The sequence below is a fragment of the Belnapia sp. F-4-1 genome (genome assembly GCF_000802185.1).
Classification (GTDB): Bacteria; Pseudomonadota; Alphaproteobacteria; order Acetobacterales; family Acetobacteraceae; genus Belnapia.
Map to the genome: position 1 here is coordinate 4,924,965 of NZ_KN676113.1, position 13,215 is coordinate 4,938,179.

13 protein-coding genes are annotated in these 13,215 nt (G+C 66.6%); 3 read left to right on the forward strand and 10 right to left on the reverse strand.

Features of this window, described 5'->3' with window-relative positions; genetic code table 11:
- The first annotated feature begins 246 nt into the window (after positions 1–246).
- On the forward strand, positions 247–1,647 hold the full coding sequence (locus LH62_RS23250) for a carbohydrate porin (protein WP_052214846.1): 1,401 nt from the start codon (positions 247–249) through the stop codon (positions 1,645–1,647).
- A gap of 646 nt (positions 1,648–2,293) precedes the next feature.
- Here LH62_RS23250 and LH62_RS23255 read toward each other — a convergent pair.
- Positions 2,294–3,331, reverse strand: a complete 1,038-nt coding sequence (locus LH62_RS23255; RefSeq protein ID WP_052214847.1) for an alpha/beta fold hydrolase — start codon at positions 3,329–3,331, stop codon at positions 2,294–2,296.
- Positions 3,332–3,340: 9 nt separating this feature from the next.
- Positions 3,341–4,441, reverse strand: coding sequence for an alpha/beta fold hydrolase (locus LH62_RS23260; RefSeq protein ID WP_201445574.1), 1,101 nt, complete (start codon positions 4,439–4,441; stop codon positions 3,341–3,343).
- A 249-nt stretch (positions 4,442–4,690) separates the two neighbouring features.
- Between LH62_RS23260 and LH62_RS23265 the strand changes: the two genes are divergently transcribed.
- The gene (locus LH62_RS23265) at positions 4,691–5,200 is read left to right on the forward strand and encodes a hypothetical protein (RefSeq protein WP_043364514.1); all 510 of its coding nucleotides are present in this window, start codon (positions 4,691–4,693) and stop codon (positions 5,198–5,200) included.
- 171 nt (positions 5,201–5,371) lie between these two features.
- On the opposite strand, the gene arsH is transcribed toward LH62_RS23265, so the two are convergent.
- The 5 genes from arsH to LH62_RS23290 form a co-directional block, all read right to left on the reverse strand.
- Complete coding sequence (arsH, locus tag LH62_RS23270; protein ID WP_043364515.1) at positions 5,372–6,109, reverse strand: arsenical resistance protein ArsH; 738 nt, start codon at positions 6,107–6,109, stop codon at positions 5,372–5,374.
- Entirely contained in the window at positions 6,109–7,179 is a 1,071-nt protein-coding gene (locus tag LH62_RS23275) for an ArsO family NAD(P)H-dependent flavin-containing monooxygenase (RefSeq protein WP_043364516.1), read from the reverse strand. Before LH62_RS23275 ends, arsH begins: the two co-directional genes overlap by 1 nt.
- Positions 7,176–8,489 carry an arsenic transporter gene (locus LH62_RS23280; protein WP_043364518.1) on the reverse strand — a complete coding sequence of 438 codons (1,314 nt, stop codon included), beginning with the start codon at positions 8,487–8,489 and terminating at the stop codon, positions 7,176–7,178. Before LH62_RS23280 ends, LH62_RS23275 begins: the two co-directional genes overlap by 4 nt.
- Positions 8,490–8,595: 106 nt before the next feature.
- Positions 8,596–9,024, reverse strand: a complete 429-nt coding sequence (gene arsC, locus LH62_RS23285) for an arsenate reductase (glutaredoxin) (protein ID WP_043364519.1) — start codon at positions 9,022–9,024, stop codon at positions 8,596–8,598.
- The gene (locus LH62_RS23290; RefSeq protein ID WP_043364520.1) at positions 9,024–9,380 is read right to left on the reverse strand and encodes a helix-turn-helix transcriptional regulator; all 357 of its coding nucleotides are present in this window, start codon (positions 9,378–9,380) and stop codon (positions 9,024–9,026) included. The genes arsC and LH62_RS23290 overlap by 1 nt, the downstream gene beginning before the upstream one ends.
- 163 nt (positions 9,381–9,543) lie before the next feature.
- Here LH62_RS23290 and LH62_RS23295 point away from each other — a divergent pair, with 163 nt between their 5' ends.
- Entirely contained in the window at positions 9,544–10,020 is a 477-nt protein-coding gene (locus LH62_RS23295) for a CYTH domain-containing protein (RefSeq protein WP_043366470.1), read from the forward strand.
- Between the two features lie 26 nt (positions 10,021–10,046).
- Here the strand turns inward: LH62_RS23295 and arsJ are convergent, their stop codons facing one another.
- The 3 genes from arsJ to LH62_RS23310 are packed head-to-tail and all read right to left on the reverse strand — an operon-like array spanning position 10,047 to position 13,175.
- Entirely contained in the window at positions 10,047–11,273 is a 1,227-nt protein-coding gene (arsJ, locus tag LH62_RS23300; RefSeq protein ID WP_043364521.1) for an organoarsenical effux MFS transporter ArsJ, read from the reverse strand.
- Positions 11,270–12,313, reverse strand: a complete 1,044-nt coding sequence (locus LH62_RS23305) for an ArsJ-associated glyceraldehyde-3-phosphate dehydrogenase (protein WP_043364522.1) — start codon at positions 12,311–12,313, stop codon at positions 11,270–11,272. The genes arsJ and LH62_RS23305 overlap by 4 nt, the downstream gene beginning before the upstream one ends.
- Position 12,314: 1 nt before the next feature.
- Positions 12,315–13,175, reverse strand: coding sequence for a metalloregulator ArsR/SmtB family transcription factor (locus tag LH62_RS23310; RefSeq protein WP_043364523.1), 861 nt, complete (start codon positions 13,173–13,175; stop codon positions 12,315–12,317).
- Between the last annotated feature and the right edge of the window lie 40 nt (positions 13,176–13,215).

Here is a 13,215-nt window from a genome sequence, read left to right on the forward strand (position 1 = left end):
GACTCTGGCGGGAGAAACTCCAGCTCGCAAATCCTACAGGCGTCGATCTTGCATCCCAGAATGCAGGACTGGAGCAACTCCGATCATATGGAATAAACATCGGCGCTACCGTGCCCTCCAGCCAGAGGGGTGCGAGATGCGTAGCGACCGACTAGGTTCTTACCGGCGCCAAGTGTCACCATCCGCGACTTGAGCCGGTGCGTGCGACCAGGATCTATCGGCGGATATGGCTTTGGAAAGAGGATCATGCCAGCCAGTCGCAGCACCCTGTCCGCCCTGTCGCGCATCCTTCTAACCACCTCGCTTCTGGCCCTCCTGCCCCTCGGAGAGGGCCCGCGGGCGCAGATCGAGGAGCGCGGCCCGCGTTCGGACGGCCCGGTGGATTCCTCCCTGCGCAACACGCTGCCGGATGGCGGCGACCCCCTCGGCATCGTCCGGAGGCTTTCCGACCGAGGGATCGATTTCCGTCTTTCCTACATCAACGATGTACTCGGCAATGTACGCGGCGGGCAGCGGCGCGGCTGGGTGAACCAGGGCCTTTTCGAGCCTTCTCTCCAGGTCGATTTCGAGCGGCTGGCGGGCCTCACCGGGCTACGGGGCTACGCGAACGGCTTCTTCATCCACAATTCGGGCCGCATCCGGCGCGACTATGTGGGCGGCGTGAACACCATCGCCGCCATCGAGGCGATGCCGCGCATCCGGCTCTCGGAGGTCTGGCTGGAACAAAGCCTGTTCGGGGGCGCGGTGCGGCTGCGCGCGGGCCAGCTCGCGGCCGATGTGGAGTTCCTCTACTCCGACCTGTCGGTGATGTTCCTCCAAAGCGACTTCCCGACGATCAGCGCGCTCAACCTGCCGGGCGGCGGCCCGGCCTTTCCGCTTGCGACGCCCGGCGCGATGGTGGGGTTCCGGCCGCACCCAGGCTTCGAGATGAGCGCCGCGATCTTCAACGGCGACACCGGCCCGCCGGGCCGCGAGGGCGTCGATGACCAGGTACGCAACCGCTACAACACCAACTTCCGGGTGCGCGACCCGGCGCTCCTCTTCGCCGAGGCGCGGTGGCGTTGGAACCAGGAGGCGGATGCGTCCGGCCTCGCCCGCACCCTCAAGCTCGGCGGCTGGGGCCATCTGGGCCGGTTCGAGGATCTGCGCTTCTCAGCGGACGGTTCGTTGCTGGCCGACCCGGGGAGTGTCGGCACGCCGCTCCGCCGCCGCGGCACCTGGGGGCTGTATGGAATCCTCGACCAGCAGCTGTGGAGGCCCGCAGGCGGCGATGCGCTGTCAGGCATCTCGGTCTTCGGACGCATCTCGGTCGCGCCGCAGGACCGCAGCACCATCGGCTTTTATGCCGATGGCGGGATCATCTTTGCCAATCTCGTACCGGGAAGGCCCAACGACCGCTTCGGCGCGAGCTTCATTTTCGCCGAATATTCGCAGGCGGTGCGCGATTACGACCGCGACCTCGCAAGGCTGTCACGCAGCGCGCAGTCGCGCCGCAGCTTCGAGGCGAATCTGGAGCTGACCTACCTCGCCGAGATACGCCCCGGCTTCGACCTGCAGCCGGTCGTCACGCATATCTGGCAGCCGAGCGAGAGGCCGGGCGGGCGCAATGCCCTCGTCGTTGGCCTCCGCACGCGCATCCTCTACTGATAAGCGTTGGCTCGGCATAGCGATCGGACATGCGAGTTCTGGCGCAAGACGCACGATGCGGCCTGCATCCCTGAGTTCTTGAGATCAGTGAGGTTGGGCTGTGGTTCTACTAGCAGCTTGGCGGCCAAGTGGTGGAGCAGGATACGTCGCGCATCCCTGCGACGAAGGGCAAGACCGTCTCGCGGGTCCATTGGGCAATCCTCTCGGCGCCTCTATGGTAACAGTAAAGGACCGCTTCCCACCTTTCTCGGCCATATGCTGCTTGGGCGGTGATGTCCGCTTTCGGGAAGGCGACAATGCCATACGGATAGGCAAGATGGGCGCATAGCCGCCGATTTTGGCTACCGTCCAGCGATGTCGGGCGGGCCATCGACACCAGGTATACAGTTGACGGGCACGAAGGCCGCCTTTCGGCCAGTCTAACCACCGGTACGCTGAGGGAGCCCGAAGGCGGCGTAGCCCCAGCGGCTAGCATCACGGCCCGGGTGCCGCTGGCCTTTCGGCAGCGGGCGGGCATGAGGGCGACCTCTCGTGACCGAACTTGGCCGAAAGCGGACAGGCACCTTCCGGATCCTGAAGGCCGAAAGCAGATCTTCTTTGCATAAATGGCACCGCCGGGTTCGACTCTGACCAGTTACCGGAGATATCAGGCGGCATCGTTCGCACCGTCGGTAAATGTCCGGGATGTGGAGAGTGGCGCCGTCGAGGAGATCGGGTCGTTGACTGTCCTGGCCACCCCGAGAATGGCTTCCACCACCTGATCAGTGGCGACGTGATGGACCATGTGCCCTGCGCCCGCCACGATCTGAAGGGTGCTGTCGGGCATTGCCGCGCGCAGCCGCTCGGCGAGGTGGTAGCTGACGATCTTGTCGCCGTCGCCCGCCATGATGACCACCGGCATCGCCAGCTCGCCGTAGTGGGCCTGCAGCCTCCTCGCGCTCGGCACCATCATCGCGCCGTCCACGCAGGTCGCCCGGATCTGCCACGGCCGCAGCGCCATAGCGTTAGAGTACTCGGCCTTGAAGCGCCCGGTGACCGGCGCGGGGGCGAACATGGCGAGCTTGGTGAGCGGCATGGTGAGCCAGCCGAAGACGGGCGAGATGGTGTAGCGTAGGATGTCGCCCAACACGGGGGTCGCCCCCGGCGCCACCATTAGCGCATCCAGCCGGAAGGTCGGGAAGTAGTAGCCCGAGAGCAGCACGAGCCCGGCTGTATCGGTCGGATGCCGGATGGCGAGCGCGAGGGCCACCAACGTCCCCCAGGAATGGCCGACGACGATCGGCCGCTCCACCCGCAACTGTTTCAGGGCATTGTGCAGCAGCTCGGCCTGCTCGAAGGCTACCCAGGGGCGCCAGCGCGGCCGTTCGCTGTAGCCGTAGCCGGGCCGGTCAAAGATGACGACGCGGCAGGTCCCGTGCAGGCGCTCGGCGACGCCGCTGGTGTTGTAGTCGTCCCCAGTCACGGCGTTGCCATGCACCAGGACGACGGGCCGCCCGCTACCGCGGTCGCTGTAGTGCAGCCGCACGCCGTCCACCTCGAGGAAGGCGCCCTTGGGCGGATTGCGCCGCTCCGCCCATCGCGCGGCGGCGTAGTTCAGTGCCGCTAGGACGGCGAGGATGATGGCAACAGCGAGCAGGATGCCCTGCCAGGTCCAGGGGTCCTGCATGCTTCCGGAGTGGTTCATGTCCTTGTCTCACCTGCTGGAGGCCGAATGGGCCGCCTCCACCGCCACGCACGGCCTGCGCGCAGCATAACGAAGCGGGACGCTGCCGCCGAAGGGTTGCCCTCCGGCGGCCAGGCACGGGAGGCGCACCGCTTCACTGACCGGCGCCTGCCGGGCGGCTGAGGCAACAGCCTCCACGGCATTGGCCACCGTATCAGCGGCGCCGTGATGCACCATGTGGCCTTGCCCCCGGACGACCCGCAGCGTGCTCCCTGGCAGCTCGCGGTGCAGGCGGACGGAGTGCAGCCCGGGATCCACGATGCGGTCGTCGGCGCCCGCCACGATCGCCACTGGTAGACGCAACTCACCGTAGCGGTGCTCGAACCCCGCGGCCGATGGCATAAGTAAGCCGCTGTCCTCCGCGCTGGCTCGGATGTGCCCGGGGCCGAGCGTCAGCCAAACCGGAAATCCCGCGGCAAAGCGCGGCGGCACCGGCGCCGGGTCGAATGCCTTGGCGATCAGGCCGGGCGAGAGCAGCGCGCTGAGCACGGGCGCGACCGTGTAGCGCATCGCATCCCCCAACACCGGGACCGCGGGAAGCGCCGCGAGGGCGGCGGCCGGGCGGGGAACCGGGTAGTAGTAGCCGGACACCAGCACGAGGCCCGACACCGCGGCGGGGTGGTCGAGCGCCAGGGCGAGCGCGACGAGGGTACCCCAGGAGTGCCCGACCACGATCGGCCGCTCGACCCCGAGCTGCGCGAGCGCCGCCGCGAGCACCTCTGCCTGGGCCTCCGGCGTCCATTTTCGGGCGCGCGGCCGCTCGCTATGGCCATAGCCGGGCCGGTCGAACGCCAGAACCCGATGAGCCCCGGCGCTGAGGTCGAGCAAGCCGCTGGTGGCGAAGTCCTCGATCATGGACCCGTCACCGTGCAGCAGCACAACGGGTGGGTCGCCCGACCCTCGCTCGACAAAGCGCAGCTTGACGCCGTTCGCCTCCACGAGGTGCTGCGGGGGCGGCGCTGAACCTCGCTGCCCATGCGGCTGCACCTCGGCGCCTGCTGCGGTGGGGCCCACCTCCGGGGCGGTGCATGCCTGCAGGGTCAAGACGGCCAGGGCCGTGGCAAGAACCACGCCGATCCTGGCCAGTCCCGGCCTGGATCGAGGAGGAACCCGACAGGGAGTGCTAGCCCGAGTGACATCGGCGGCTATCAGGGCGTCACCTGGGGCGTATTCGGGGCCAAGGCTCCCGCGGCCTGGGTTGGGCCATGGATATGAGCTCCTCAATGGTTAAGCAGGACAACCGGTCGCATCCACCGCAGTTCCGGGCACCGCATTTGGTGACCAAGTGCGCGCCCGGGAGTTCTGCCACCGGAGGTGCCGATGTCGGATGGCTGGACATGGAAGGGAGCGGGCGCTCCGTGGACGCTGGAGGCCGCCCATGGCGTATGGGTGGTCTCCGAGCTTCGGGCGGGCGGCCGCGCCGAACTCCGCTACGCCTCCTTTGACGAGGAGGGCCGCCTTCCGGTCGCGCCCCTGCCCATTGGCGAGTTCGCCTCCGCTGGGGACGCCAGGCTTGCGGCCGACCTCTACGAGGCCGCGGAGCCGCCGAAGCTGCCCAAGAACCTGGTGGACGCCTTCCTACCTGGATGCGGTGAGGCCGAGATCCTGTCGCCTGACGGGCGCACCTTTCAGCTCTCGTTCTTGGGCGAGGCGGTGACCCTCAGCCGCGACGAGGGTAGCGCCAAGTCCGAGTGGGCTCGCCTGGACCAGCCTCGGGCATCCGGGGACGGGCCCGAATACACGCGGCCGCCCGGCCACGAGGAACCGGCGGAGCTGGATCTCGCCATCATGCTCAGGCTCGTGGGCAGGACGGGCGCCGCCGCGAAGTGAGCGCCGTTGCGGAACAAGCGCGCTCCAAGCTTTAACTTCCCATCCAACTCGGCCGTTGGACAGCTGGCTAGGCACCTCCGCCTTCGGGAACGCCGCTATGGTAAGCTGATGGCCGAAGTGGGCGCACAGATGACACAGGAGCAGCAGCGTCCTGCTGCCAACCGCCTACCTTCAGCTCGCGGCACCCGACAAGACGGCAAGATCTGCCTTGGCCTTCTTCTCCGCCCGTTCCTTCCGCTCGCTGTACCGGTCGGTCATGTGACCCGAAATGTCCCGCGTTAGAAGCGTGAACTTCACCAACTCCTCCATGACGTCGACGACCCGGTCGTAGAGTGGCCCTGGCAGCATCCGGCCCGCCTCATCGAACTGCTCGTACGCCTTGGGCACCGAGGACTGGTTGGGGATGGTGATCATCCGCATCCAGCGGCCGAGCAGGCGCAGCGTGTTCACCGCGTTGAAGCTCTGCGAACCGCCGGAGACCTGCATTACAGCCAGCGTCCGGCCCTGGGTCGGGCGGACACCGCGACTTTCAAGGGGGAGCCAGTCGATCTGGTTCTTGAGCACGCCGGTGACGGCGCCATGCCGCTCCGGGCTGCACCAGACCTGCCCCTCGGACCACAGGGAGAGCTCCCTGAGCTCCACCACTTTGGGATGGTCGGCTGGTACGCTGTCGACCATCGGAAGTTCGCGCGGGTCGTAGGCGCGGGTCTCGGCGCCGAAGCGGCGAAGAATGCGCTCCGCCTCCAACGTGAGAAACCGGCTGTACGACCGCTCCCGCAGCGAGCCGTAAAGCAACAGGATGCGCGGCGGATGCCTGCTGGCGCCGGGGGTGCCGAGCTTGGCGGAGTTTGGCATCTCGAGGTGATCCTCGGAGACATTGGGCAGCGAGAGGTCGAGCTCGGAGGGCATCAGGGTCTCCCTGTCATCAGGAACTGTTGGACGGCGTGAACGGTGTCACGGGCCGATCGGGTGATGCCCGCCAATGTGGCGGAGGCGGCGCCGGTCCAGTCGCCGTAGCCGAGCAGCCAGAGGCGAGGCTCTCGCGTGGAATGGCCGTTCTCGACGGTCACGCGACCATCCGCCTCCAGCACATCGAGCGGCGCCAAGTGGCCCAGGCTGGGCCTGAACCCCGTGCACCAGATGACGGCATCGACAGGGCTGCGCGTGCCGTCCTGCCAGACCACGCCTTCGGCTTCGAAGCGGGTGAAGGGCTGGACGGCGTGGAGCACGTCGCGGTCCCGAGCTTCCCGCACCGGTGGCACCATGACGATGTCGCCCAGCCCGCTCTTCAGCGCCTCCGGCTCCCGGCCTTCCATCTGAGCGCGCACCCGTTCGGTGGCGCGCTCGAACAGCACCCGGCCGTCCATATAGTCCGGCAGGAAGCGGGGTGGTTCCGGTGTGACCCAAGTCGTCTCGGCGACCATGGATAACTCGGCCAGGATCTGCGCGCCGGAGTTGCCGCCACCAACCACCAGCACGCGCTGGCCCGCGAAGTCGTCAGGGGAGCGGTAGGCGGAGGAGTGAACCTGCTTGCCGCGAAAGTTCGCCTGACCCGGATACTCCGAGATGGAGGCGTGGCTTGCACCGCCGGTTGCGCTGATGACCGCGCGTGCCAACCAGATGCTGTGATTGGTCCCCAAGGCCAGCCGGTCACCCGCCCCTTCGACAGCCTGGACATGGATAGGACGCCGGACCGGCAGACTGTATCGCTGCTCATAGTTCGTCAGGTAGTCAACCACATGGTCCCGGGACGGATATCCCCCTGCTGAAGGCGGCATGGGCCAGCCTGGCAACGAGCTCATCTGGGCGGGCGAGAACAGCCGTAGGGAATCCCAAGCGCTGGGCCAAGCCCCGCCAGGAAGGTCGTTGGCGTCCAGGATCTCGAAGTTTACCCCGCCTCGCTGCAAGAAGTACCCGGCGGCGAGGCCGGACTGTCCGCCCCCGATTACCACCACATCGCGGAGAACCTCGCTGCTCACGGCTGCCCCACCACGGGCAGCCAGAGGACCAGGGCCGCTAGCACCACCAGCAGGACGGGTGGCGTGATGACCAAACCGACCTTCATGTATTGCCCCCAAGTGATTGTCGTGCCCTTGCTGGCCAGCACATGCAGCCAGAGCAGGGTCGCCAGGCTGCCGATGGGCGTGAACTTGGGACCCAGGTCGCAGCCGATGACGTTGGCGTAGATCATGGCCTCGCGGATGGCGGGCGGGATGCCCTGTGCCTGCTCGATAGCCAGCGCGCCCACCAGCACGCCCGGCATGTTGTTCATCACCGAGGACAGCAGCGCCGCCCCGAAGCCGGTGCCGATGGTGGCGACCCATTGGCCATGTCCCGCCAGCCAGACCAGGGCCTGAGCCAGGTAGTTCGTCAGCCCGGCATTCCGCAGGCCGTAAACCACGAGGTACATGCCCAGCGAGAAGATGACGATCTGCCAGGGCGCTCCTGCCAGCACCTTGCGGACGGGCACCACGCCGCCGCGGCCGCCCCGGTGCCAGCGCCCAGCCAGCGCCAGCAGGACCAGGGCGGCTGCGCCGGTCACGGCGGCGACCGGCACGCTCAAGGGCGCCAGGACGAAGTAGGCCAGCAGCAGCACGGCGAGCAGCGGGAAGGCGGCGCGGAAGACGAGGTGGTCGCGGATCGCGGACCCGGGTCGCTCAAGCTGGTCCATAGGGTAGCGCGCGGGCACTTGGCGGCCGTAGTACGCCCAGAGAACCCCCAAGGTTGCCGCCAGCGCCACCATGTTCACGGGCACCATGACCGCTGCATAGCGGTCGAAGCCGATGTTGAAGTAGTTGGCCGAGACGATGTTGACGAGGTTGGAGATCACCAGCGGCAGGCTGGTGGTGTCGGCCACGAAGCCGCAGGCGACGATGAAGGCCAGCGTGGCGCCCGCGGAGAAGTTCAGGCGCAGCAGGATGGCCATGACGATGGGCGTCAACAGCAGGGCTGCGCCATCATTGGCGAAGAAGGCGGCGATGATCGCGCCCAGCACCACGACGAGCGGAAACAGCCGCCGCCCGTTCCCGCCGCCCCAACGTGCCACGTGCAGGGCGGCCCACTGGAAGAACCCGGCCTCATCCAGCAGCAGCGAGATGATGATGAGCGCCACAAAGGTGAAGGTGGCATCCCAGACGATGTCCCAGACCACCGGCACGTCGGCCCAGCCGATAACGCCGGTAAGCAGACCGAGCACGGCGCCGCCCATGGCGGACCAGCCAATGCCGAGGCCACGTGGCTGCCAGATGACCAGGACGAGGGTCAGGACGAAGATGGCTAGGGCCAGCATGGGGACGTGTTCTCACAGGCAAGAAGACGCAACACGGCGTCTGCCGTCTCAATACGGCAGCGCGAGACGCCTTAAGGTGGATAGGGAAAAGCGGCCGAGGCGGCGGTCAGGCTACCCGGCGGCCCTCTGCATTCACGACAACCTCGCCATCCTCCTTGCTGAACGCGCCCTGCTGCGGCAGCGGCAGAATGTCGAGGACGGCCTCGGACGGGCAGCAGAGCTTCACGCCGAGTTCGGTTACCACCAGGGGGTGGTTGATGAGGATGGGGTGCTCCATCAGAGCGTCCACTAACTGCTCATCCATCAGCGACATATCGTCTAGCCCCAACTCGGCATAAGGCGTGCCCTTCTGACGCAGCAGGTCGCGCGGCCTCAGACCGGCGCGCTCCATCAACTGGAGCAGCAGGCCCCGTGACAGCGGCTTCTTGAGGTACTCGACCACGTGCGGCTCGATGCCCGCATTGCGGATCATCGCCAGCGTGTTGCGCGACGTGCCGCAGCCAGGGTTGTGGTAGATCACGACGTCGGTGGTCATTAGACGGCCATCTGAGGCGATGGCGGGCAACACGGGAGCAGCTCGGCAATGAGCGGCTCGCAGAGGTCCGCATGCCCTTCACAACACTCCTTCACCAGGAACAGCATCATCTCGCGCAGGCGGTTCAGGTCAGCCCGGTAGACAATGGAGCGGCTGTGTCGCTCCGACTGCAGCAGCCCGGCGCGCGTCAGGACCGCCAGGTGCGTCGACATGGTGTTCTGGGGTACGTCGAGCCGACGCGCGACCTCACCCGCTGGCAACCCTTCTGGCTCGTGACGCACCAGCAGCCGGAACGTCTCCAGGCGGGTGCCCTGTGAAAGGGCACCTAGACAGGCCAAGGCGTCTCTAAATTCCATATATCGAGTGTGGTGGATGTATCCCGAAAGTCAAGCGCGTCAGAATACCTGTTGGAGCGCTCAGGGAGATGGGATTCGAGAGATGGGTCGTTCAGGGGGATAACATGCCAGCTTCGTTGCGCTAGATGCCCCGCTGTGAAGCAGAGCCTCTGGAGTGCCCACAGTGGCGGTAGAGATTGAGCGTAAGTTTTTGCTGAAGAGCGATGAATGGCGGGCTGGGGTTGTCCAGACCTTTTCATTGAAAGACGGGCTGATTGCCCGTTTCGGTGAAGGCAAGGTCCGTGTCCGGCATGCGGGAAACCGGGCCTTCATCACCGTGAAGGGGCCGCGTTGTGGCATCAGCCGCCCTGAGTACGAGTACGAGATCCCGCTCACCGAAGCTGACGAGATCCTTGCACTGTGCGACCTGCCACATGTCGAGAAGACGCGGCACATCGTGCCCTATGCCGGGCTGAAGTGGGCGGTCGACGTTCACCTGGGCCCATTGAGCGGCATCGAGTTCGCCGAGGTTGAGCTTGGGCATCCGAACCAGCCGATCTCCTTGCCGCCATGGGCAGGGGAAGAGGTGACGGACGATCCCCGCTACCGGAAGACGACCTTGTTGAGCCTGGCCGCACAGGCGACACGGGCGGGTTCTTGAGGTATCGGCACTCCTGACCGCTCTCTCTATCCCAGGGTAGCAACCTCTCTTCTCTCGGGCAGCGCGAAGGTCAGAATGGAGCATGCCGTCAACATGGCGGCCGATCCCCAAAGGCAACCCTCCAGCCCAGCGTACTGGGTCAGGAGGCCCGAGAGCAGTATGCCGCCGAGGCGCCCTGCGGCGTTCGCCGCGTAGTAGAAGCCGACGTCCTCCGCGGCCTTCTCCGAGCCTGCGTAGGCCAGGATGAGGTAGGAGTGCAGCGACGAGTTCACCGCAAACGCGAAGCCGAAGATGGCCAGTCCTGCGACCACGATCAGGTCCGGGCGGCCGACGGCGCCGGTTGCCAGCATCAAGCCGAGGGCAATGGGGATGATGGCCAGCGCCACACCCCAGAGGCGCGCCTCCAGCACCTCGCGGGACAGCCCGTCCGGGCTGCGGCGGACCACCTGCGGCGCCAGGGCCTGCACGCCGCCGTAGCCGATCGTCCAGGCGGCCAGGAAGGTGGACACGCCGACGTAGTTCCAACCCTGGCTGTAGAGGAACACCGGCAGGCCCACGACGAACCAGACGTCGCGGGAGCCGAACATGAACACCCGGGCGCCCGCCAGCAGGTTGACGCCGCGGTTCTTGGCGAAGAGCTCCTTGAAGCTCTTGGACGCCTTGGCCTTGCCAAGCTCGCGCGGCAGGGACAGCAGCACGCCCATCAGGGCGACCGCGAGCAGCACCACCAATAGCCAGAGCGCCGGGCGGAAGCCGACGGCCTGGAGCAGGAAGCCGCCGAGGAAGAAGCCGAAGCCCTTCATGGCGTTCTTGGAGCCGGTGAACCAAGCGACCCAGCGGAACAACTGACCGGCGCCCTGCTGCGAGGACGCCTTGATGGCCGACTTCGAGGCCGTCTTGGTTAGGTCCTTGGCTACGCCGGAGATGCCCTGGGCGCAGACGACCCAGGCCACTGACGCGGCGGCGCTCCACGTCGGGTCAAGCGCCGACAGCATCAGCAGGCCGCCAATTTGGAGCGTCAGGCCAATCGCCAGCATGCGGGGGATGCCGAACTTCGCCGCCAGCCAGCCGCCGCCCAGGTTGGCGAAGATGCCCGCCGCCTCGTAGAGCAGGAACAGGAAGGCCAGCGTGAACGGCGTGTAGCCAAGCTGGTAGAAGTGCAGCAGCACCAGCATCCGCAACGCGCCATCGGTGAGCGTGAAGCCCCAGTAGGCACCGGTCACGACGAGGTAGTTGCGGACGCCGGACATCATGCCCCCCGTTCGATGACGATGTTGGCCAAGTCCACCATCCGGCAGGCGTAGCCCATCTCATTGTCGTACCACGCGTAGACCTTCAGCAGGGTGCCGTCGGTCACCATGGTGCTCGGCCCGTCCACGATGGCGCTGCGGGTGTCGTTCGCGTAATCGGCCGAAACGAGCGGTCGCGTCTCAAAGCCAAGGATGCCCGCGAGTGGCCCTGCCGCTGCTGAACGGAACAGCTCGTTGACCTCGGTTTCGGTGGTCTCGCGCTGCATCTCGAAGACGGCGTCCGTCAGCGAGGCGTTCAGCACCGGCGCCCGGACGGCATGGCCATTCAGGCGGCCCTTAAGTTCGGGGTAGATGAGCGAGATGGCCGTGGCGCTGCCGGTCGTCGTCGGCTGGAGGGACAGCATGGCCGAGCGGGCCCGGCGCAGGTCCTTGTGCGGAGCGTCCACAACCACGTTGGTGTTCGTCGGGTCGTGAATGGTGGTGATCTGGCCGTGCCGGATGCCGATGGCCTCGTGGACCACCTTCACCACCGGGGCGAGGCAGTTGGTGGTGCAGGAGGCGGCGGTCAGCAACCGGTGCTCCCTCGGGTCGTAGCGGTCTTCATTGACACCGACCACCACGTTCAGGGCGGAGCCATCCTTGACCGGCGCCGCGACGATGACGCGCTTCACGCCACGGTCGAAGTAACCCTGGAGCTGCTCCTGTTTCAGGAACTTGCCCGTGCATTCCAGGACGACCTCGCAGCCGAGGTCGCCCCACGGCACATCGGCGGGGCTGGCTTCCGCGCTGAAGCCGAGGCGCCGGTTGCCGATGGTGATAGCGCGGTCGTCCTCCGCCCCGATCCGCTCGCGCCAGCGGCCGTGGATGCTGTCGAACTCGAGGAGGTGGGCGGTGGCCTCGGCGCCGCCCTTGAGTTCGTTCACGTGGACGACGTCCAGCCGGTTCCCCACGCGTGGATCGTCATTCTCCCGGAAGACGCCGCCCAGGCCCGCGCGGAGCGCCAGCCTACCAATGCGACCCATACCATTGATGCCTATGCGCATCTCAACGGTCCTTTGCGACAGAGAGGGGGGCCTGCGCGAGGTCATCCAGCTGGTGCCGCAGCGACATGCGGTCCAACGCCTCGAACTTCAGGTTGGTGAAGATGCCAATACGCCGATGCAGGTTAGCGTAGAGCTCATTGAGTAGGAGCACCCGCTCGCTGGATCCAGGCTCGAACTTGCCGGGTCCTGGCAGTGGCCAGGATGCCGTGATCGCCTGGTCGCCGAAGTCGGGACAGTTCTGGCCCTGAAGGGTGTCACACAGCGCTATCACGAAATCCATGCGAGGCGCTTCCCTGTGCATGAACTCCTGCCAGGATTTGCTGCGGATGCCTGACACGTCGTGACCGAGAGTCTCGAGCTTCTCAACAACTTCCGGCATAGGCTGCGGCGCCGGGTCAGACCCCGCCGAATAGGCCCGGAAGCGGTCCCCTCCCAGCTTCCTCAAAATCGCCTCAGCCATCAGCGAGCGCGCGGAGTTGCGCGTACACAGGAAGAGGACGTTGAAGGCAGGCGTCATCGGGGAGTTCTCCGGGGAGGAGGCGAGCATTGGCAAGGTCAGCGCTCCGCAAAGCTCGGGTTGGCCGCCGCAACAGGTCTCTGTGAGGAAGGCGATGGTTTGACGGAGGCGGTCGACCTGGACGGCGTAGATCAGGCTGCGGCCCTGCCGGGTCGGGCGGATCAACCCAACCTGCTCCAGGGCCCGCAGGTGGAAAGACAAGGTAGAGGGCACGATGCCGAGGGCTGTGCCGATTGCGCCCGCGGAAAGGCCGCTGGGGCCTGCTTCCAGGAGCGTCCGAAGCAGGTCGAGGCGAGATTCTTGGCCAAGGGCGGCAAAGACATCAGCAGCGGCTGAGGATTCCATTGGATTTATGCCTAGCGGTCGCGGCGCGGCGCCGGACCCG

What these genes read in the sequence shown, in the direction of transcription:
- LH62_RS23305 (WP_043364522.1), bottom strand. Translation starts at nt 12,313, where the DNA reads ATGCGCATAGGCATCAATGGTATGGGTCGCATTGGTAGGCTGGCGCTC.
- arsC (WP_043364519.1), bottom strand. Translation starts at nt 9,024, where the DNA reads ATGACCACCGACGTCGTGATCTACCACAACCCTGGCTGCGGCACGTCG.
- LH62_RS23310 (WP_043364523.1), bottom strand. Translation starts at nt 13,175, where the DNA reads ATGGAATCCTCAGCCGCTGCTGATGTCTTTGCCGCCCTTGGCCAAGAA.
- arsJ (WP_043364521.1), bottom strand. Translation starts at nt 11,273, where the DNA reads ATGATGTCCGGCGTCCGCAACTACCTCGTCGTGACCGGTGCCTACTGG.
- LH62_RS23280 (WP_043364518.1), bottom strand. Translation starts at nt 8,489, where the DNA reads ATGCTGGCCCTAGCCATCTTCGTCCTGACCCTCGTCCTGGTCATCTGG.
- arsH (WP_043364515.1), bottom strand. Translation starts at nt 6,109, where the DNA reads ATGCCCTCCGAGCTCGACCTCTCGCTGCCCAATGTCTCCGAGGATCAC.
- LH62_RS23255 (WP_052214847.1), bottom strand. Translation starts at nt 3,331, where the DNA reads ATGAACCACTCCGGAAGCATGCAGGACCCCTGGACCTGGCAGGGCATC.
- LH62_RS23290 (WP_043364520.1), bottom strand. Translation starts at nt 9,380, where the DNA reads ATGGAATTTAGAGACGCCTTGGCCTGTCTAGGTGCCCTTTCACAGGGC.
- LH62_RS23265 (WP_043364514.1), top strand. Translation starts at nt 4,691, where the DNA reads ATGTCGGATGGCTGGACATGGAAGGGAGCGGGCGCTCCGTGGACGCTG.
- LH62_RS23250 (WP_052214846.1), top strand. Translation starts at nt 247, where the DNA reads ATGCCAGCCAGTCGCAGCACCCTGTCCGCCCTGTCGCGCATCCTTCTA.